The organism is Aquitalea magnusonii, assembly GCF_003202035.1.
In the GTDB taxonomy this organism is placed as follows: domain Bacteria; phylum Pseudomonadota; class Gammaproteobacteria; order Burkholderiales; family Chromobacteriaceae; genus Aquitalea; species Aquitalea magnusonii.
In genome coordinates, this window is the sequence record NZ_QJKC01000002.1 from 56,419 (window position 1) to 76,380 (window position 19,962).

The following is a 19,962-nucleotide window of genomic DNA, read 5'->3' on the forward strand; positions in this document are numbered from 1 at the left end:
CAATCGGGTCCAGGTGCGGCACCTGGCCGTGCAGCTTCAGTGGCCGGTTGCCGGACAGGCGGCGCATCAGCACATAAAACACCGGGGTGAGGAACAGCCCGAATACCGTGACACCGATCATCCCGCTGAATACCGCCACGCCCATGGCATTGCGCATTTCAGCCCCGGCGCCATGTGCCAGCACCAGCGGCAACACACCCATGATGAAGGCCATCGAGGTCATCAGGATGGGGCGCAAGCGCAGGCGGCTGGCCTCGATGGCGGCCTGCAGCGGGCTGCGTCCGGCAAACTCCAGTTCGCGGGCAAACTCGACAATCAGGATGGCGTTCTTGGCACTCAGGCCCACCAGCACCACCAGGCCGATCTGGGTGAACACATTGTTGTCGCCGTGGCTCAGCCACACCCCGGCCATGGCCGCCAGCAAGGCCATCGGCACAATCAGGATAATGGCCAGCGGCAGCGCCAGGCTTTCGTACTGTGCCGCCAACACCAGGAACACCAGCAGGATGGCAATGGGGAATACCCAGCTGCCGGAATTGCCCGCCAGGATTTCCTGATAGGTCAGCTCGGTCCACTCGTAGCCAATGCCCGGCGGCAGGGTTTGGGCCGCTACCCGTGCCACGGCTTCCTGTGCCTGTCCGCTGGAATAGCCGGGGGCGGCACCGCCGTTGATGTCGGCCGCCAAAAAGCCGTTGTAACGCATGGCCCGTTCCGGCCCGAAGCTGGGCTTGACCTTGAGCAGGGCCGACAGCGGCACCATGCTGCCGTTGGCCGAACGCACCTGCAGCTGGCCCACATCCTCTGGCCTTGCGCGGAAATCAGCATCCGCCTGCACCCGCACGGTGTAGGTACGGCCAAACTTGTTGAAGTCGTTGACGTACAGGCTGCCCAGATAAATCTGCATGGTGTTGAACACGTCGGTCACCTTCACCCCCAACTGCTGGGCCTTGCTGCGGTCCAGATCAGCCAGCAGCTGCGGCACATTCAACTGGTAGCTGGTATACAGGCCGGCCAGTTCCGGTGCCTTGGCCGCACCGGCCATGAAGGCCTTCACTGCCTTGTCCATCGCCTCGTAACCCAGGCCGCCACGGTCTTCCAGTTGCAGCTTGAAACCACCGGTGGTGCCCAGCCCCTGTACCGGCGGCGGCGGGAACATCACCACAAAGGCATCCTGCAACTTGCCAAATTCGGCATTCATCGCACCGGCAATGGCATTGGCGCTCATGTCCTTGCCCTGCCGTTCTGCAAACGGCTTGAGGGTGACAAACACGATGCCGGAGTTGGCACTATTGGTGAAACCGTTGATCGACAGGCCGGGGAAGGCAATGGCGTGCTCCACGCCGGGAATCTTCAGCGCGATATCGCTCATGCGGTGAATCACCGCGTCGGTGCGGTCCAGCGTGGCACCGTCCGGCAACTGGGCAAAGCCGATCAGGTATTGCTTGTCCTGTACCGGCACAAAGCCACCCGGAATGCTGTGGAACAAGCCCGCCGTCAGCGCGGCCAGCCCGGCATAGATGGCCAGCATGACAAACTTGCGGCTGATGGCCTGCTTCACGCCCTGGCTATAGCGGGTGGCACCGCGATTGAACAGGCTGTTGAAGCGGTCGAAGAAACCACCCAGCCAGCGATCCATCTGACGGGTCAGCCAGTCTTGCGGCGCATCGTGACGTTGCAGCAGCAAGGCGGCCAGCGCCGGCGACAGCGTCAGCGAGTTGATGGCGGAAATCACCGTGGAAATGGCAATGGTCAACGCAAACTGCTTGTAGAACATGCCACTGAGGCCGCCGATGAAGGCCAGCGGTACGAATACCGCCACCAGCACCAGCGCAATGGCGATGATGGGGCCGGAGACTTCACGCATGGCGCGGTAGGAGGCTGCCCGCGGGTCCAGCCCGGCCTCGATATTGCGCTCCACGTTTTCCACCACCACGATGGCGTCATCCACCACAATGCCGATGGCCAGCACCAGGCCAAACAAGGACAGGGTGTTGATGGTGAAGCCAAAGCCGTGCATCACCGCAAAAGTGCCGATAATGGACACCGGTACTGCCAGCAGCGGAATCAGCGAGGCGCGCCAGGTTTGCAGGAACAGGATCACCACCAGCACCACCAGCGCGATGGCCTCCAGCAAGGTATGCACTACCGATTCGATCGACGCCCGTACAAACTGGGTGGGGTCGTAGTCGATGGCGTAGTCCACCCCTTCCGGCATGGCTTTCTTCAGCTCGGCCATGGTGGCACGCACCTGGTCGGAAATCTGCAAGGCATTGGAGCCAGGGGCTTGCGATACCGGAATGGCCACTGCCGCCTTGTTGTCCAGCGTGGAATGCAAGGCGTATTCCGACGCACCCAGCTCGATGCGACCCAGCTCACGCAGGCGCGTTACCGCACCATCTGCACCGGTCTTGACGATGATGTCGCCGAATTCCTGCTCGGTTTGCAGGCTGCCCTGCGCGTTGATCGGGAATTGCAGCTGGATGCCCTTGGCGCTGGGCGAAGCACCGACGCTACCGGCCACAGCCTGCACGTTCTGTTCGCGGATCGCAGTCACCACCTCGCTGGCCGACAAGCCATGCATGGCTACTTTTTGCGGGTCCAGCCAGATACGCATGGAATAATCGCCCGCACCGTACAGCCCCACCTGCCCCACGCCGTTGATACGTGCCAGCCGGTCGCGCACATTGAGAATGGCGTAGTTGCGCAGATAGGTCATGTCGTAGCGGCCATTGGGCGACAGCAGGTGCACCACCAGCGTCAGGTCCGGGCTGCTCTTGATTGTGGTCAGGCCCAGGCGGCGCACGTCTTCCGGCAGGCGCGGTTCGGCCTGCGCCACGCGGTTTTGTACCAGTTGCTGCGCCTTGTCCGGGTCGGTGCCGATCTGGAAAGTCACCGTCAGCGTCATCAGGCCATCGGTGGTGGCCTGGCTGCTCATGTACAGCATGCCTTCAGTGCCATTGATGGCTTCTTCCAGCGGCGTGGCCACCGATTCGGCAATCACCTTGGGGTTGGCTCCGGGAAACTGCGCCCGCACGATGATTTGCGGCGGCACCACTTCCGGGTATTCCGAAATCGGCAACACCCGCAAGGACAGCAGGCCGGCCAGGAAAATCAGCAGCGACAGCACCCCGGCAAAAATCGGGCGGTCGATGAAGAATTTGGATAGGTTCATGAATGTCTTTCGCGTGGAAATCAGCTATTGGCCGCCGCAGTGGCCGGGGGCTGCATCGGCACCATGTGCGGCGCGACCGCTGCGCCGGGCTGCACTTTTTGCAGACCGTCGACAATCACCCGTTCACCGGCATGCAAGCCGGCGGTGACAATGCGCAGGCCATCGACACTGGCGCCCAGCTGCACCTGGCGGTAGCGCGCCTTGCTGTCCTTGTCGATCACCATCACATAGCGTTTGTCCTGATCCGTGCCGATGGCCTGCTCGTTCAGCAGCAGCGCCGGATGACGCTTGGCCTGCCCCAGCCGGATACGCACGAACTGGCCGGGAATCAGCACGCCGTCGCGGTTATCCACCGTGGCGCGCAGTTTGACCGTGCCGCTCTTGCCATCCACCTGGTTGTCCACCAGTTGCAGCTTGGCCGGGAAGGTCTGCGCCGTGCTGGTGGCCACCTGCAGCGGAATATCGCCCAGCCGCGCACGGGCAGCACCGGCGTCCGGTAGCTCGGCCAGTGCCTTGTTCACGGTTTCTTCGTCGGCATCAAAGCTGGCGTACACCGGGTTCACCGACACCAGGGTGGTGAGCACCGGCGAGTCCGGCCCGGCCGATACCAGATTGCCGGTGGTCACCAACAGCTTGCCCACCCGGCCGGATACCGGCGCGCGAATGGCGGTGTAGCCCAGGTTCAACCGTGCGGTTTGCAAGGCAGCCTGCGCGGCCTTCAGGTTGGCATCGGCGGCGCGGGCGGCATTGTTGCGCTCGTCGGCATCGCGCTGGGCAATGGCGTGGTCGGCCAGCATGCGGTTGGCGCGTTCCTGCTCGCTGCGAGCAAACACCAGCTGGGACTGGGCGGCGGCCACCTGCGCAGCAGCACGGTCCACTTCAGCCTGATACGGCGCAGGGTCGATAGTCACCAACAGGTCGCCGGCCTTGACCAGCGCACCCTCACGAAAATGCACGGACTGGATGGCACCGGCCACGCGCGAGCGCAGTTCCACCCGTTCCACCGCCTCCAGGCGGCCGGAAAAATCCTGCCAGCTGCTGACCTCCTGCGACACCAGCAAGGCAGCAGAAACGGGGACAGCCTGGCTGGCGGCAGCCGGGGCATCCGCGCGCACGGCCTGGCTGTGCAGGCCCAGCCAGCCAGCAGCACCAATGGCAGCCAGCACGGCAAAGGAAATGGCAGTCACGGCCAGCGGTCGCCGGCCCTTGAGCGGTGGGTTCATATATTTGGTTCCGTAAGGTCAGCACAGATGGTCAGCGCAGGGCGCGTGACCGGTCAGGTAAGGCGACGCAGTGCCTGTGCGGGCTGGCCGCTACGGCACTGTCTTGTTGTCGGGTGAACAAAGCACGACGGCCGGCACATGCCAGCCGGGTATTCACCGCCAGATCAGGGACGCAAATGTATCAGCTGGCATTTTGCTGAACTAGATGCAATTTGATGCATGCCATTGTGAGATAAATTCATCAATAGCTGCGCAAGCTGCATGAGGGTCATGCGTGACGGGAAGAGTTGTGCCTAGCTGGCTTGGTAGCGCAAGGCATCCACCAGCAGCATCAGCGCACGGGAGGACTGGCGACGGCTGGGGTAGTAGAGATGAAAACCGGGAAACATTGCACACCAGGGTTGCAGCACTTCCTGCAGCCGTCCATCGGCCAGATAAGGCTGCACATAGTCGCGGGTGATGTAGGCTATGCCCATGCCGGCCAGCGCGGCATTCAGCATCTGCGGCAGGGTGTTGATGATGAGCTGGCCATCGACACGAATGGAAAACTTGTGCTCGCCCTGGGCAAACTCCCAGGCATACAGCCCACCATAGGTGGGCAGGCGCAAGCTGATGCAGTTGTGCTCGGTGAGGTCACGCGGGTGGGCGGGAACGCCGTGGCGGGCAAAATAGGCCGGTGCGGCCACCACGGTGGTCTGGATATCCGGGCTGATGCGCACGGCAATCATGTCGCGCGCCACCTGGTCGCCAAAACGGATACCGGCATCAAAGCGCTGCGCCACGATATCAGTCAGCCCGTAGTCGATGGACAGCTCCACCTGCACATCCGGGTAGTCCGGCAAGAGCTGCGCCAGCTTGGGCAGCAGGTATTGCTCGGCGGCAAAGTCCGTTGCGGTAATGCGGATGGTGCCGGCCGGTTTGTCACGCTGCTCGCGCAGCACCGACAGCTCGGCTTCGATTTCGTCCAGCCGGGGGGCAAAAATGGCCAGCACCTGCTCGCCAGCGGTGGTCAGCGCCACACTGCGCGTGGTACGGGTCACCAGACGCATGCCCATGCTTTCCTCCAGCGCGCGCATGGTGTGGCTCACCGCCGAGGGCGACACGCCCAGCTTGGCCGCCGCGCGGGTAAAGCTGCCCTCGCGGGCGACCAGGACAAAGGTGCGCAGATCATTCAGGTTTTCGCGGGCCATTATTGAAATAATCTCATGCAAACTGGCGCATTATTTTGCAAACTGCCGCAATACGCCAGCAGATTCTGCCAGCGATAGCGGCGACAGGCCTGCTTTGCCCGGCAAGCAGCGACAGCGGCCAGCCAGACCATTGCCGCAACACATCTCCCGCCAGCCGTGCAGCGCACTTGCCTGTGACAGATGCGCACAGCTAGAATGAGTAATTACTCACTTACTTTCCCCACCCATGGCCCTCCCCCGCAGTGAAGAAAAACGCATCGCCCTGCTGGAATCTGCCGCCGCCATCATGGCTGCGCAGGGGCTGGGTGCGTCCACTGCGTCGATTGCCCGTGGTGCTGGCGTGGCCGAAGGCACGCTGTTCCGCTATTTCGCCACCAAGGACGTGCTGTACAACGCGCTTTACACCCACCTGAAGCTGGACCTGGCTGCCGCGCTGCGCCAGCACATGGCCGTGCACGACAGTCTGGACGAACAAGTACGTGCACTGTGGGATGCCTACATCGACTGGGGCGTCAGCAATCTGTCCTTTTTCAAGACGCTGAACCAGCTGGTGGTATCGGACAAGGTAACGGCAGAAACCCGCAGCACGGTGGCAAGCCAGCTGTCCGATATCAAATGCATCGCCCAGGCCTGCTCTGACAACAACGGCCTTGCCGCCCTGCCCGGCGGTTTTGCCGATGCCGTATTCATGGCGCTGGCAGAAACCACCATCCAGTTTGTAGTGCGGGACCCGGCCAATGGCCAGGCCTACAAAAGCGCCGGATTCCGGGTGTTCTGGTCCGGCTCGGTGCGCTGAAATATTGCGCTGTATTTTTTGCTCGATAAATGAGTGAGTACTCACGACAGGAATGTGCCATGCACTATGCGCGACTGGGCCTTGGCGGCCCCACCCTCTCCCGACTGGCCTGTGCAGCGCTGCGGCCAGACCCGGCCTGCCCGGATGCTGCACCACAGGCCGCCCGCAGCATAGGCCAGGCACTGGATGCAGGCATCAATCTGTTCGATACCACCAGCTGCATGGATGGCCTGGCGGAATCCCTGCTGGCCAAGGCGCTGGGCAAGCGCCGTGCCGAAGTGCTGATCAGCAGCCGGCTTGGTGCACGGCGCAACAGCACCCACAGCCACCCCGGCCTGTCGCGCGCCGATATGGTGTGGTCCATCGAGCAAAGCATGAAACGGCTGGGCAGCGACTGGCTGGACCTGTGCGTGGTACCACATGAAGACCCGTACACGCCGCTGGAAGAAACCCTGCAAACGCTGGACGACATGGTGCGTAGCGGGAAAGTCCGTTATCTGGGCTTTGCCAACTGGCCCGCCTGGAAGGCGGCCAAGGCACTGGAATTGCAACAGCGTCACGGCTGGGCGCCCTTCTGTTTTGGCGAGCTGCACTACGCCCTGAATACCCGCAGTCCGGAACGGGAAGCCATCCCCATGCTGCAAAGCTATGGCCTGGGCCTGATCGTGAAGCCCCAACCAGCAGGCATGCCGTTCAGCAATGCGGGCGCGCTACCCACCCAGGGCTACCTGACCGGCGCCACCGCCCCGGACAGCCCGCGCAGCAACCACAGACTGGCCGAGCTGATGCGTGACATTGCGGCCAGCCATCAGGCAAGCACCAAGCAGATTGCCCTCTCATGGCTGCTGGCGCGCGATACGGTTTCCAGCATCGTGCCGGCATTCAACAGCGCCATGCAGCACGCAGAGGCCCTGCACGCCACCACCTTGCAACTGTCCGCCACCGAATTGCTGCTACTTGATGCCGCCAGCGCCCCCACTCCGCTGTTGCCGGACTGGTTTGTGCCGCAGGAGCAGATGCCAGCAGCACAGGTCGAGCTGGCAAGAAGCTGCGCGTGAAGCTGCGGCGCTCCCTATCATTTTCGTCCCGAAAGAGAAGCCCATGCCCACCCTGACAACAGAAGACGGCAGCCTGCTACGCAATGGCCGCTACCGCAACGCCCAGCCACGCCGCGCGGGCGGGCTACGCGACACCCTGCGCATCATGCTGCGCTTTTTTACCGACAAATCACCCCATGCGCTACCAGCCCGGCCCATCCAGCCGCTACCCTTGCACCCGGCCGACCTGGCATCCGCGCCAGACAACAGCCTGTGGCGACTGGGGCATTCCACCGTACTGCTCAAGCTGGATGGTGTTTTTCTGCTGACCGACCCGGTGTTCGGCCAGCGCGCCTCGCCCTTTTCCTTTATCGGCCCCAAGCGCTTCCATGCGCCGCCCATCGCGCTGGATGAGTTGCCGCAACTGGACGTGGTGATCATTTCCCACGATCACTACGACCATCTGGACCGCGCCAGCGTGCTGGCCTTGCAGCACAAAACCCGCCGTTTTGTCACCCCGCTGGGCGTGGGCCAGCGCCTGCAAGCCTGGGGTATTCCAGCGGAGAAAATCCAGCAGCTGGACTGGTGGCAAGGCGTGGATGCCGGGCCACTGCACATCACCGCCACCCCGGCCCAGCACTTTTCCGGGCGCGGCCTGCGGGATGGCAACCGCACCCTGTGGGCATCCTGGGTGATTGGCAGCAGCCAGAGCCGGGTATTTTTCAGTGGCGACAGCGGTTATTTCGATGGCTTCCGTGACATTGGCCTGCGCCACGGTCCTTTCGATCTCACCCTGCTGGAAAACGGTGCCTACAACGAAGACTGGGCCGATGTGCACATGCACCCCGAGCAAACCCTGCAAGCCCATCTCGACCTGCGTGGCAAAGTGCTGGTACCCATCCACAACGGCACTTTCGATCTGGCCTTGCATGGCTGGACCGAGCCGCTGGAACGCATCAGCACCCTGGCCGCCCGGCACGATGTCTGCCTGCGCACACCACGCTTTGGCGAGCGGCTGGATATCCTGCACCCGGCACAGACGCAGGCCTGGTGGCCATCGCCGACAATAATGATCAACACCCAGACCAAATGCCGCGGGCTAGCAAAGATGGACTGTCGGCTGCTGCCAAAGCCAAAGTAGCTTGTTGATATCCAGAGACCAAGGGCAGGATTGCCTACAGGGGCCGGGACAGACCAGCATTCACCAATGGCATACACGCCATGCGATGGGTGCAGGGCTGTCCACCGCATGCCGAATTGGCTTGTGCCTTGTTTCCACCATGGCGCCGCCGTGGTAAGGCATCATATTGCCCCCGTCCTGCGGGGGCATTTTTCGCCATTATCCGTTTGAGACATTGAAGTTGAGACATTGAAGCTGCCGCGCGGTGAGTGGCTCTGCAATTCAAGACCAATAAAGACAGCAATCAGCAGCACGTGGTCCTGGCCAGCAATAAATGCTGGGTAGCGATGATTTACTGGTGGCCATGCCAGTGCAGGGACAGCAAGTAGCAAGGCTGCGACCTCCTCCGCACGGCAAAAGTCAACAGCTATCCGGCCAGCCGTCCGACATGCCACAAGCGCCCTGCGCGGCCCTTCACAAAAAGCGCCATTACGCGTACCATCCCGCCTCGCTTTTCGGGATGGCATCAATGACTACTAGCAGCGCTGCGCAAGCATGCGGCATCGACTTCGGCACCTCCAATTCCACGGTTGGCTGGCTGCGCCCGGGTGCAGACACCCTGATTCCGCTGGAAGACGGCAAGATCACCCTGCCCTCGGTTGTCTTTTTCAATTATGAAGAGGACCACTCGGTCTTTGGCCGCCGCGCCCTGCTGGAATACACCGAAGGCTACGAAGGCCGGCTGATGCGCTCGCTGAAAAGCCTGCTGGGCAGCAGCCTGATCGACAGCCAGACCGAGGTACAAGGCCGCGCCCTGCCATTTCGCCACCTGCTTACCCTGTTCATCCAAGAGGTAAAACAGCGCGCCGACCGTGCCGCTGGCCGCCCCTTCGAACAAGTGGTGCTGGGCCGCCCGGTATTCTTTGTCGACGACAACCCCAAGGCCGATGCGCTGGCGGAAGAAACCCTGGCGCAGATTGCCCGCCAGGTGGGCTTCAAGGATATTTCCTTCCAGTTCGAGCCGCTGGCTGCCGCCTTTGATTACGAGTCTTCCATCACCCGTGAAGAACTGGTGCTGATCGTGGATATTGGCGGCGGCACCTCGGACTTTTCGCTGGTGCGCCTGTCGCCGGAACGGCGCCTGCTGGACGACCGCCGTGCCGACATCCTGGCCACCGGCGGTGTGCATATCGGTGGCACCGACTTTGACAAGCAGCTGAGCCTGCACGGGGTGATGCCGCTGTTCGGCTTCAAGAGCCGCCTGCGCAACAATGCCGAAATGCCCTCGGCACAGTACTTCAACCTGGCCACCTGGCACACCATCAACTTTGCCTACACCCGCAAGGCATGGATGGATCTGCAGGACATTCATCGTGACGTGGAAGACCCGCGCGCTTTCGACCGCCTGTTCAAGCTGATCCAGGAACGTGCCGGCCACTGGCTGGCCATGCAGGTGGAAGAGGCCAAGATCGCCCTGTCCGGCAGCGACAGCCATCGCCTGGAGCTGGACCTGATCGAAGACGGACTGTATGCCGAACTGCTGCGCGAGCAGTTCAACCAGACCATCGACGGCATGCTGGGGCAGATCGGCAAAACCATCGGCAGCCTGCTGGCCGATGCCGGCATCAGCGCCAGCCAGATCGACACCGTCTTCTTTACCGGCGGCTCCAGCGGCGTTCCCGCGCTGCGCCAGTGCGTGCAGCAACTGCTGCCCAATGCCCACCATGTCGAGGGCAATCTGTTTGGCAGCATCGGCAGCGGTCTCGCCATCGAGGCGAAAAAACGCTACGGCTGATGCCCAAACAAAAAGGCTGCCCCAGTGGAGCAGCCTTTGTGCATTATCCGGAACCGTATCAGCCCTGCCGTTTGCGCGGGGCTTTTTTTGTGGCCGCCGGCGGCAGGTCGAGGTCAAACAGCATGCCGGTACGGCCGGTCTGCGACTGGCAGGCAATCTGCAGGGCGCGGTTGATCGCTTCCTTCTTGCTTACCCCCCACCACTCGATCATCTTGTCCAGCGACTTCTGCGCGTCACGACTCAACTCCACCGTTACCGACAGCTCCTGCAGGCGGTTGCGGCGCTGCTCGCGGCTGCGGCGCTTGCGCTCGGCCACCGTCATGGCGCGCTCGCCCAGCGGCTTGCGTCCGGGCTTTTTCTGCACGCCGCCAATCAGGTCGAAAGTGTAGTGATCGCAGGGATCTTTCATGGATGGGTGACGGGTCACAATCAAGAGGGGCGCAAGAATACCACAAAGCCGCGCCAGGTGGGGCATACCGCCCCTACCGCCCTTGCAATTAGTCGCTTCGCATAGCCAGCCAGACATCCGCACCCTCAGGGAGCGCCGGCGCGGACCAGATCACCCATGCATCACGGGTTGGATAGAGCGCCCTAGAGTGGATTGGCGGCAAAGGTATCGCACTGAGCGATATCACCACTGTCGAAGCCGCGCTTGAACCAGCGCACCCGCTGCGCGCTGCTGCCATGGGTAAAGCTATCCGGCACCACGGCGCGGCCGGCAGAGCGCTGCAAGGTATCGTCACCGATTTTCGAAGCTGCATTCAGCGCCGATTCCAGATCACCCCCCTCGAGGATATGCCGCGCCTTGTCGGCATGATTGCCCCACACCCCGGCAAAGCAGTCGGCCTGCAATTCCAGCCGTACCGACAAGGCATTGGCCTTGCGTTCGCTGGACTGGCGCCGCAGGGCATCCACCTTGGCGGAAATGCCCAGCAGGTTTTGCACATGGTGGCCGACCTCATGCGCAATCACATAGGCCTCGGCAAACTCGCCCGGTGCGCCCAGTTGCTGATTCAGCGTGCGATAGAAAGCCAGGTCGATATACACCTTGCGATCGGCCGGGCAATAAAACGGCCCCATGGCCGACTCGCCCTGACCACAGGCAGTGGGCGTGCTATTGCTGAACAACACCAGCTTGGGCTGCTGGTAGCTGGCACCGCGCTGCTGGAAAATCTGTCCCCACACATCCTCGGTATCCGCCAGCACCACCCGTACCAGCCTGGCCTCGCGTTCTTCTTCAGCAGAATGCACCCTGGGCTGCTGCGGCCGGGTCTGGACTTGCTGATGCCCACCACCGGTCAGCGCAGAAATCACCTGCAAGGGATTGGCCCCGAACACCAGCCAGGCCACCAGGCCAATGGCAATCGTCCCCAGACCGATACTGCCGCCACCCAGACTGAAACCGGGGGAGGCGCCAGCCTCATCGCGACGGTCTTCCACATTATCGCTTTCCCGATTGCCATCCCAACGCATGCCAGCTCTCCTTGTGTCGAATCAGGCCGGCAGGTAGCCCGCCAGCAGCGCCTGCACCAGCAGGGCAAACAGTGCGGCGATGATGTCATCCAGCATCACGCCAAAACCGCCATGTACCCGGCGATCAAACCAGGCAATCGGCCATGGCTTGAGAATATCAAACAGCCGGAACAGCACAAAGGCCAGCAGCCATCCTGCCCAACTGGCCGGGGCATACGCCAGCACCAGCAGCATGGCCACCACCTCGTCCCAGACGATGCCGCCGTAGTCGTGCACCCCCAGTGCATCACCGGTTACCTGACACACCCACACCCCCAGCACAAACAAGGGCAGGCACAACAAGGTCAGCCCCAGGCTGCCCACTCCCAGGGCGTGCAGCAGGAAAAACAGCGGATAAGCCACCAGTGTGCCCCAGGTGCCCGGCGCCTTGCGCGCCAGACCGCTACCAAAGCCGAAAGCCAGCAGATACGCCGGATGCCGGCGCAGAAAAGCCCAGTCCGGGCGAAAGGCCGGCGCCTGTTTATGCGAAGTGGTCATAACCCGCCCTGTCCAATGCAATTGTCTGGCCGGTGGCATCCAGCAGGCGTGCGCCACTGCCCGCCACGATACGGCCGATACGTGTCACCCGGCAGCCCGCCTGCGTCGCTGCGGCCAGCACCGCCTCGCGTGCCGCCTGCGGCGCAGTGAAGCACAATTCGTAATCATCACCACCGGCTGCCAGAAACTCCAGCCAGCGTGCTCGCTCTGCCTCCAGCGGCGACAAGGATGGCAGGCTGTCCGCCCAGATTTCCGCCGCCACGCCCGAGGCGGCCAGTATATGCCCCAGATCGGCCAGCAGCCCGTCCGACACATCGGCCGCAGCATGCGCCACGCCCAGCAGGGCCTGGCCCAGTTCCAGCCGTGGCACCGGAAAATCCAGCCGGCACTGGCAGGCCGCCAGCACATCATCCGACACGGCAGCAGCCGGCAAGCGCCCCAGCCGTTGTGCCACGGCAATGGCACCCAGGCCCAATTCGCCACTGACCCAGACATCGTCGCCCAGGCGGGCTGCATCGCGCCGCAGTGCCTGGCCCTGCGGCGTTTCGCCCATGATGGTGATGGACAGGGTCAACGGCCCGCGTGTGGTGTCGCCACCGGCCAAGTCCACACCGTACTGCTCGGCCAGGGCGAACAGCCCACGGCTGAAACCCTGTGCCCAGGCTTCATCCACCTCGGGCAGGGCCAGCGCCAGAAAAGCCCAGCGCGGGCGGGCGCCCATTGCCGCCATATCGGACAGATTCACCGCCAGCGTCTTGTGCCCCAGTGCCTGCGGGCTGACATCGGCAAAAAAATGCCGCCCTTCCACCAGCATGTCTACCGACACATGCAGGTCCTGGCCCGGCGTGGGACGCAGGATGGCAGCATCATCGCCCACCCCCAGCACGGCCGATGGTGCAGCGCGGGTGAAATAGTGGCGGATCAGTTCAAATTCATTCATTGCGTCAACTCCGGGCCCTCATGCAAAAACACCCGCCGTAGCGGGTGTCAGGCTGCTGACAAAGTTATTTGGTGCGATTGCACTGGACCCGGCAAAGCCGGGCCTTTCGATTAACTTATTGCTTTCGCAGCCCTCTCATCTAATCCCAATCCCCCCGCCCTTGCCCTGCAAGGGAGCCTCGCTTTCCTTTCGGAAAGCGAGAGGGGCGTCAACAAACTGACACCCGCCGTGGCGGGTGTCAGTTTCATGCAGCAAGATTATCAGCCTTGACGACGCGAACGCTGCGAGGCAACCTCGTCGGCGCGTACATCGGCAGCCAGCTTGTCCAGCACGCCGTTGACGAATTTGTGGCCGTCGGTACCACCGAAAGTCTTGGTGATCTCGATGGCTTCATTGATGATCACCGGGTACGGCGTTTCCGGGTGCTGGGTCAGTTCCAGCGCCGCCATCAGCAGCACGGCGCGTTCCACCGGGCTGACTTCTTCTTCGTTGCGTTCGTAATAGGGACGAATGCGACCGGACAGCACGGCAACATCTTTCAGCACACCGTACAGCACGGCGCGAAACAGGGTTTCGTCCGCCTTGGCGAAGTATTCGTTTTCGCGCAGGTGTTTTTCAATCAGCGAAGCCGGACGATCCGGATTCAGTTCCCATTCATAAATGCCCTGAACGGCAAATTCGCGGGCACGGCGACGGGCGGTTTTCATGTCGGTTTCCTAAAAAGAACAAGTGAGCGGCATCATCCCCAAGGGATGATCAACCGCGCAGCGTTTTATGCAGATTGGCCATTTCCACCGCAACGCGTGCTGCGTCGCGGCCTTTTTCCAGCATGCGCACTTCGGCCTGTTCGTCGTTTTCGGTGGTGAGGATGGCGTTGGCAATGGGGATGTCGAAATCCAGACCCACGCGGGTGACGCCGGCGCCGGACTCATTGGAAACCAGTTCGAAGTGGTAGGTTTCGCCACGGATGATGGCACCCAGCGCCACCAGCGCATCGAACTTGCCGCTCTTGGCCATGGTTTGCAGCACCAGCGGCACTTCCAGCGCCCCCGGCACCGTGGCCAGCACCACGTCTTCCGCGGCCACCCCCAGCACCTTCAGCTCGGCCAGGCAGGCGTCGCGCAGGCCATGGCACACTTCCTCGGTAAAACGCGCCTGGACGATGCCGACCTTGAGGCCGCGACCGTTAAAATCGGAAGAAATGCGCTGGATAGCTTCAAGCATGGGAGTCCTCGCTGCTGAAATTCGGATCAGATAAGCCCCCTGCGCGACCGGCAACTACCGGCCCCCAGGGGGAGTCATGACGGAAAACCGGTTATTTTAACCGATTTCGATATGAAAGTGTTCCGGCTGGCAAAAGCCGGTGACTTCGAGATTAAAACCAGCCATCGACGGTACATTCAAGGGCGGCGACATCAGCTTCATCTTGCCCACGCCCAGCGCCTTGAGCATTTGCGCACCGACACCGAAGGTCTTGCCGTCCCAGGGCGAGCGTTTCACATTCTGTCCCAGCGCCCGCTGCAGCAGGTCGTCGCCGGTTTCATCGCGATACAGCAGGATGACCACGCCCTTGCCGGCTTCATCGATGGCTTCCAGCGCGCCCGGCACCGTCCAGGAGTGCGGGCGCGAAGTCGGGTCCAGCACATCCATGATGGACAGCGGCTCGTGTACACGCACCAGCGTTTCCTTTGCCTCGTCCAGCTGGCCCTTGACCAGCGCCAGATGGGTTTCGCGGGTGGTGACATCGCGGAAGACATGCAAGTCGAAAGCGCCAAACGGCGTTTCCACCGGACGCTGGCCCACTTCTTCCACCAGCGATTCGGTACGGCTGCGGTAGTGGATCAGGTCGGCAATGGTGCCCACCTTGAGGCCGTGGGTCTTGGCAAACTCCAGCAATTCCGGCATGCGCGCCATGGTGCCGTCGTCGTTCATGATTTCGCAGATCACCCCGGCCGGCTCCAGCCCGGCCAGCATCGGCAGATCGCAAGCCGCCTCAGTATGGCCGGCACGGATCAGCACGCCGCCATTTTGTGCCTTGAGCGGGAAGATATGACCCGGCTGCACCAGGTCGCTGGCCTTGGCATTGCGCGCCACCGCTGCCTGCACGGTACGCGCCCGATCCGCCGCGGAAATGCCGGTGGTCACGCCTTCTGCCGCTTCGATGGACACGGTGAAATTGGTGCCGAAGGAGGTGCCGTTATTGGCGGCCATCATCGGCAGTTCCAGCAGCTTGCAGCGCTGCTCGGTCAGGGTCAGGCAGATCAGGCCACGCGCATGCTTGGCCATGAAATTGATGGCTTCCGGCGTGACGAACTCGGCCGCCATCACGATATCACCTTCGTTTTCGCGATCTTCCGCATCAGCCAGCACCACCATTTTGCCGGCCTTGATGTCGGCAATGATGTCCTGCACCGGAGAAATAACCATTTGCTACATCCTTTATATAGAGGCGCTGCACGGCCGGGCCGGGCAGACTGCGAATTCTGACGGTTGGCGGCAACCCTGCCCAGACCGTGTACGGGGCATCCGCCCCGCGCTGTATTTTCACAACATGGAGGCAATCGGCACCCTATCAAGCCGATTCACCATTTTTTTCAGACTGCTCACACACCCTGGCGCTGTGCCAGCACCCGCTCCACGGTATCGACAATGGCCTGGGTTTGCGGATCGACCTCGATATTGATGGCGTCGCCCACCTGGCGGAACTGGATGATGGTGCGCTCCAGCGTTTCCGGAATCAGGTGCACGCAAAAACGGCTGCCTTCGACGCTGCCTATGGTCAGACTGCAGCCATCAATACCGATATAGCCCTTGGCAAACAGGTACTTGGCAAACTCTGGCGGCAGCGTGAACCACACCGTGCAGTTGTTGGGCGTGCGGATGATCTCATCCACCCGCGCCAGGCAGATGATATGGCCGGACATGGCATGGCCGCCGATTTCGTCACCAAACCTTGCAGCCCGCTCGACATTGACCCTGTCGCCCACCTGCAGCGCGCCCAGATTGGTCAGGCGCAGCGTTTCGGCCATCAGGTCAAAGGCCACCAGGTCGTCACTGACCTCGGTCACGGTCAGGCAGCAGCCGTTATGGGCAATTGACGCCCCCAGCTCGATGCCGCCCAGCATGGACGGCGGCAGCCGCAGCACATGCCGACGGAAATCCTGTTTTTCCTCGATGGCCACCACCTCGGCCATCCCCTGCACGATACCGGTAAACATGCTTGCTCCTGTTCTGGCCCGCCCGGCTGGCGATGCAGCCGGCAAAACACCCATGATAACCAAATCGCCGCCCAGTGCCGACCCGCTTGCAAGCCCCGGCAGCCAGCCCGCTTACCACGGCCAAGCTATCTTGCTGATGTCAAAAGAAAAGCTTTTGTCAAAACACTGGCAGAAATTTGCAGCCTGCGAGGTTTTGTTGCGCGCCGCTATCCTGTAAAATCACCGCCTTCTTATCAAGCCTGTTCCTACTCCATGTCCGCAGAATTGTCCCGCATTGCCGAGGAAGTGGCGCGCCGCCGCACCTTCGCCATCATTTCCCACCCTGACGCCGGTAAAACCACGCTGACCGAAAAGCTGTTGCTGTTTTCGGGCGCCATCCAGATGGCCGGCACGGTAAAGGGCAAGAAGGGCGGCAAGTTTGCCACCTCGGACTGGATGGAAATCGAAAAGCAGCGCGGCATCTCCGTGGCCTCGTCGGTGATGCAGTTCGATTATCGCGACCACACGGTCAACCTGCTGGACACCCCGGGTCACCAGGACTTCTCCGAAGACACCTACCGCGTGCTTACCGCCGTGGACAGCGCCCTGATGGTGATCGATGCCGCCAAGGGCGTGGAAGAGCAGACCATCAAGCTGCTGAATGTCTGCCGCCTGCGCAACACCCCCATCGTCACCTTCATGAACAAGTACGACCGTGAAGTGCGCGATTCGCTGGAATTGCTGGACGAAGTGGAAAACGTGCTGAAGATCCGCTGCGCACCGATCACCTGGCCTATCGGCATGGGCAAGACTTTCCGCGGCGTATACAGCCTGCTGAGCGATGAGGTCATCCTGTTCGAAGCCGGCAGCGAAAAGCTGATCACCGACATCGAAGTGATCAAGGGCATCGACAACCCGCGCCTGGACGAACTGTTCCCGCTGGAAATGGAAGGCCTGCGCATGGAGATCGAACTGGTCAAGGGCGCTTCCAATGAATGGAATCTGGAAGAATTCCTGGCCGGTGAGCTGACCCCGGTATTCTTCGGCTCGGCCATCAACAACTTTGGCGTGCGCGAGATTCTGGATGCCCTGATCAACTGGGCCCCGGCTCCGCAGCAGCGTGATGCCACCCTGCGTGACGTGGCCCCGACCGAAGGCAAGTTCTCCGGCTTCGTGTTCAAGATCCAGGCCAATATGGACCCCAAGCACCGCGACCGCATCGCCTTCCTGCGCGTATGCTCCGGCCAGTTTGAACGTGGCATGAAGATGAAGCATCTGCGACTGAACCGGGAAATCTCGGCCTCCAGCGTGGTGACCTTCATGTCGCACGACCGTGAAATCGTCGAAGAAGCCTTTGCCGGCGACATCATCGGCATTCCCAACCACGGCAATATCCAGATCGGCGACAGTTTTTCCGAAGGCGAAGAACTGGCCTTTACCGGCATCCCCTTCTTTGCGCCAGAGCTGTTCCGCTCGGTACGCATCAAGAACCCGCTCAAGCTCAAGCAGCTGCAAAAGGGCCTGCAACAGCTGGGTGAAGAAGGCGCGGTACAGGTGTTCAAGCCGCACAGCGGCGGCGACCTGATCCTGGGCGCGGTCGGCGTGCTGCAGTACGAAGTGGTGGCCAGCCGCCTGGCGGCAGAATACAGCGTGGATGCGGTATTCGAATCGGCCAGCATCTGGTCGGCACGCTGGTTTACCTGCGACGACCGCAAAAAGCTGGACGAATTCATCAAGACCCTGCAGATGAATATCGCCACCGATGCCGGCGGCAACCTGGCTTACCTGGCACCCAACCGCGTCAACCTGCAACTGACGCAAGAGCGCTGGCCGGACATCGTGTTCCACGAAACCCGTGAACACGCCGTCAAGCTGAACGACTAGAAAGGCCCGCGCCGCCATGCAAGATCTGCTCCAGCTGATCCATCAGCTGCGTACCGATTACTCTCACGAGATCGTGCGCTCGCTGATGCTGATCGCCGTGTTGCTGCTGATCCGGCTGGCGGTAGGCCATATCCTGTCCAGCAATGTCAGCGTGCCGGTGGAGGAAAGACGGCGCTGGTCGGTCTCCACCCGCAATGTGCTGTTCATTTCCGGCCTGGCCGGCATCGGCATGATCTGGGCCGAAGAACTGCAAACCATCGCCGTGTCAATGCTGGCCTTTGCCGCCGCGCTGATCCTGGCCACCAAGGAGCTGATCCTGTGCGTGTCCGGCTTTGTGGTGCGCCATGCCTCCAACAGCTATAGCCTGGGCGACCATATCGAGGTGGGAACGATACGTGGCCGGGTGGTGGACATCGGCCTGCTGTCGACCACGGTGATGGAGATCGGCCCGCAGCACAATGCCCACCAGATGACCGGACGCGCCCTGACCTTTCCCAACAGCCTGCTGCTGTCCAATGCGGTGATCCGGGAAAACTACATGGGCGATTATGTGATGCACATCATCAACATCCCCATGGGCTACCACATCCCGCCCACCCGCGCCCAGCGCCTGCTGCTGGAGGCTGCCGAGCAGCACTGCCAGCAGCATGTGGAGGCGGCGCGCGAGCACATGGAGCGCATGGCCGAGCGCTATCTGGTGGACACGCCATCGGTGGAACCGCGCATCGGCATGCAGGCGGTGGATGAAAAACGCTATCAGCTGATCTTGCGCATCGCCATTCCGGCCAAGGAACGGCAACGTATCGAGCAGGCTATCATCCACCAGTTCATGGAGCAGTGCTATCCGGACAGTCCGGCCAAATAATTTAGAGCTGGAACTCCAAACAGCAGTTATAATCCCGACTTGCCCCATTGTCCGGTGTCCCATGAGCAAACCCCGCATCAAAACCTACGACCGCATCATTCTGGAAAGTCTGAAACTGTTCAACGAACAGGGCGAGCGCAATATCACCACCAACCATATCGCGGCCCATCTGGGCATCAGTCCGGGCAATCTGTACTACCACTTCCGCAACAAGGAAGAGATCGTCTACCAGATTTTCCTGATGTACCGCGACTTCATCAATGAACGGCTGGCGGTACCGGAAGCGCGCGACATGACGGTGGCCGATCTGGTCAATTACCTGGATACCGCCTTTCTGGCGATGTGGCAGTTCCGTTTCATGTTCTACGACCTGCCCGGCATGCTGGCGCGCAGCCCGCAGTTGCAGTCGGAGTATCACCAGTTCGTCAATACCGAGCTGAAAGGCATTCTGGGCGAGCACTTCCGCGAATTCATCCGTCTGGGCCTGCTCAAGATGGACGAAGAAGACATCGAGGCGGTCAGCATCAATATCTGGCTGGTGGTGAAATTCTGGTTTGCCTTCGAGCAGACCTCGCGCCCCAAATCGCCCATTACCGAAGCCTCCGGTCATCGCGGCGTGCGCCAGGTGATGGCACTGCTCAAGCCCTATGTGCAGCCGGATTTCATGGCAGCTTTCCAGCAGCTGAGCGAACGCCACGCTGCCCGCTGACAGCCGCCAGCACAAGAAAAAGGC

18 protein-coding genes and 1 pseudogene are annotated in these 19,962 nt (G+C 61.8%); 8 read left to right on the forward strand and 11 right to left on the reverse strand.

What is annotated here, in order from left to right; genetic code table 11:
* Nucleotides 1-43 precede the first annotated feature (43 nt).
* The 3 genes and pseudogenes from DFR38_RS02045 to DFR38_RS02055 form a co-directional block, all read right to left on the reverse strand.
* Nucleotides 44-3,172: pseudogene (locus tag DFR38_RS02045) on the reverse strand (efflux RND transporter permease subunit); the annotation flags it as partial.
* A gap of 20 nt (nucleotides 3,173-3,192) precedes the next feature.
* Entirely contained in the window at nucleotides 3,193-4,395 is a 1,203-nt protein-coding gene (locus DFR38_RS02050) for an efflux RND transporter periplasmic adaptor subunit (RefSeq protein ID WP_059286852.1), read from the reverse strand.
* A gap of 293 nt (nucleotides 4,396-4,688) precedes the next feature.
* Nucleotides 4,689-5,585 carry a LysR family transcriptional regulator gene (locus DFR38_RS02055; RefSeq protein ID WP_059286853.1) on the reverse strand — a complete coding sequence of 299 codons (897 nt, stop codon included), beginning with the start codon at nucleotides 5,583-5,585 and terminating at the stop codon, nucleotides 4,689-4,691.
* A 226-nt stretch (nucleotides 5,586-5,811) separates the two neighbouring features.
* Between DFR38_RS02055 and DFR38_RS02060 the strand changes: the two genes are divergently transcribed.
* From DFR38_RS02060 to DFR38_RS02075, 4 genes are all read left to right on the forward strand, one after another.
* Complete coding sequence (locus DFR38_RS02060) at nucleotides 5,812-6,381, forward strand: TetR/AcrR family transcriptional regulator (protein WP_059286854.1); 570 nt, start codon at nucleotides 5,812-5,814, stop codon at nucleotides 6,379-6,381.
* 59 nt (nucleotides 6,382-6,440) lie between these two features.
* Nucleotides 6,441-7,439 carry an aldo/keto reductase gene (locus DFR38_RS02065; RefSeq protein WP_059286855.1) on the forward strand — a complete coding sequence of 333 codons (999 nt, stop codon included), beginning with the start codon at nucleotides 6,441-6,443 and terminating at the stop codon, nucleotides 7,437-7,439.
* Between the two features lie 43 nt (nucleotides 7,440-7,482).
* Nucleotides 7,483-8,559: an MBL fold metallo-hydrolase gene (locus DFR38_RS02070; RefSeq protein ID WP_059286856.1), complete on the forward strand. Its 1,077-nt coding sequence runs from the start codon at nucleotides 7,483-7,485 to the stop codon at nucleotides 8,557-8,559.
* Nucleotides 8,560-9,067: 508 nt separating this feature from the next.
* Nucleotides 9,068-10,333: an Hsp70 family protein gene (locus tag DFR38_RS02075; RefSeq protein WP_059286857.1), complete on the forward strand. Its 1,266-nt coding sequence runs from the start codon at nucleotides 9,068-9,070 to the stop codon at nucleotides 10,331-10,333.
* 58 nt (nucleotides 10,334-10,391) lie between these two features.
* On the opposite strand, the gene DFR38_RS02080 is transcribed toward DFR38_RS02075, so the two are convergent.
* The 8 genes from DFR38_RS02080 to DFR38_RS02115 all read right to left on the reverse strand — a co-directional run bounded on the left by DFR38_RS02080 (nucleotide 10,392) and on the right by DFR38_RS02115 (nucleotide 16,501).
* Nucleotides 10,392-10,742, reverse strand: coding sequence for a hypothetical protein (locus DFR38_RS02080; RefSeq protein WP_103524561.1), 351 nt, complete (start codon nucleotides 10,740-10,742; stop codon nucleotides 10,392-10,394).
* Between the two features lie 182 nt (nucleotides 10,743-10,924).
* Nucleotides 10,925-11,806, reverse strand: coding sequence for a KPN_02809 family neutral zinc metallopeptidase (gene ypfJ / locus DFR38_RS02085; protein ID WP_059287650.1), 882 nt, complete (start codon nucleotides 11,804-11,806; stop codon nucleotides 10,925-10,927).
* Between the two features lie 21 nt (nucleotides 11,807-11,827).
* Nucleotides 11,828-12,343, reverse strand: coding sequence for a phosphatidylglycerophosphatase A family protein (locus DFR38_RS02090; RefSeq protein ID WP_059287649.1), 516 nt, complete (start codon nucleotides 12,341-12,343; stop codon nucleotides 11,828-11,830).
* Nucleotides 12,327-13,283, reverse strand: coding sequence for a thiamine-phosphate kinase (thiL, locus tag DFR38_RS02095; protein ID WP_110312929.1), 957 nt, complete (start codon nucleotides 13,281-13,283; stop codon nucleotides 12,327-12,329). The genes DFR38_RS02090 and thiL overlap by 17 nt, the downstream gene beginning before the upstream one ends.
* Nucleotides 13,284-13,543: 260 nt before the next feature.
* The gene (nusB, locus tag DFR38_RS02100) at nucleotides 13,544-13,990 is read right to left on the reverse strand and encodes a transcription antitermination factor NusB (protein ID WP_059287032.1); all 447 of its coding nucleotides are present in this window, start codon (nucleotides 13,988-13,990) and stop codon (nucleotides 13,544-13,546) included.
* A 49-nt stretch (nucleotides 13,991-14,039) separates the two neighbouring features.
* Entirely contained in the window at nucleotides 14,040-14,507 is a 468-nt protein-coding gene (ribH, locus tag DFR38_RS02105; RefSeq protein ID WP_059287031.1) for a 6,7-dimethyl-8-ribityllumazine synthase, read from the reverse strand.
* Between the two features lie 96 nt (nucleotides 14,508-14,603).
* Complete coding sequence (ribBA, locus tag DFR38_RS02110; protein WP_059287030.1) at nucleotides 14,604-15,710, reverse strand: bifunctional 3,4-dihydroxy-2-butanone-4-phosphate synthase/GTP cyclohydrolase II; 1,107 nt, start codon at nucleotides 15,708-15,710, stop codon at nucleotides 14,604-14,606.
* Between the two features lie 176 nt (nucleotides 15,711-15,886).
* Complete coding sequence (locus DFR38_RS02115; RefSeq protein ID WP_059287029.1) at nucleotides 15,887-16,501, reverse strand: riboflavin synthase; 615 nt, start codon at nucleotides 16,499-16,501, stop codon at nucleotides 15,887-15,889.
* On the opposite strand from DFR38_RS02115, the gene DFR38_RS20875 reads away from it, so the two are divergent.
* The 4 genes from DFR38_RS20875 to DFR38_RS02130 all read left to right on the forward strand — a co-directional run bounded on the left by DFR38_RS20875 (nucleotide 16,500) and on the right by DFR38_RS02130 (nucleotide 19,938).
* Nucleotides 16,500-16,718, forward strand: coding sequence for a hypothetical protein (locus DFR38_RS20875; RefSeq protein ID WP_059287028.1), 219 nt, complete (start codon nucleotides 16,500-16,502; stop codon nucleotides 16,716-16,718). The two genes, DFR38_RS02115 and DFR38_RS20875, sit on opposite strands and share 2 nt — an antisense overlap.
* 35 nt (nucleotides 16,719-16,753) lie before the next feature.
* The gene (locus DFR38_RS02120; protein ID WP_059287027.1) at nucleotides 16,754-18,364 is read left to right on the forward strand and encodes a peptide chain release factor 3; all 1,611 of its coding nucleotides are present in this window, start codon (nucleotides 16,754-16,756) and stop codon (nucleotides 18,362-18,364) included.
* A 16-nt stretch (nucleotides 18,365-18,380) separates the two neighbouring features.
* On the forward strand, nucleotides 18,381-19,229 hold the full coding sequence (locus tag DFR38_RS02125; protein WP_110312930.1) for a mechanosensitive ion channel domain-containing protein: 849 nt from the start codon (nucleotides 18,381-18,383) through the stop codon (nucleotides 19,227-19,229).
* Nucleotides 19,230-19,290: 61 nt separating this feature from the next.
* Nucleotides 19,291-19,938, forward strand: a complete 648-nt coding sequence (locus DFR38_RS02130) for a TetR/AcrR family transcriptional regulator (RefSeq protein ID WP_059287026.1) — start codon at nucleotides 19,291-19,293, stop codon at nucleotides 19,936-19,938.
* The last annotated feature ends 24 nt before the right edge of the window (nucleotides 19,939-19,962 follow it).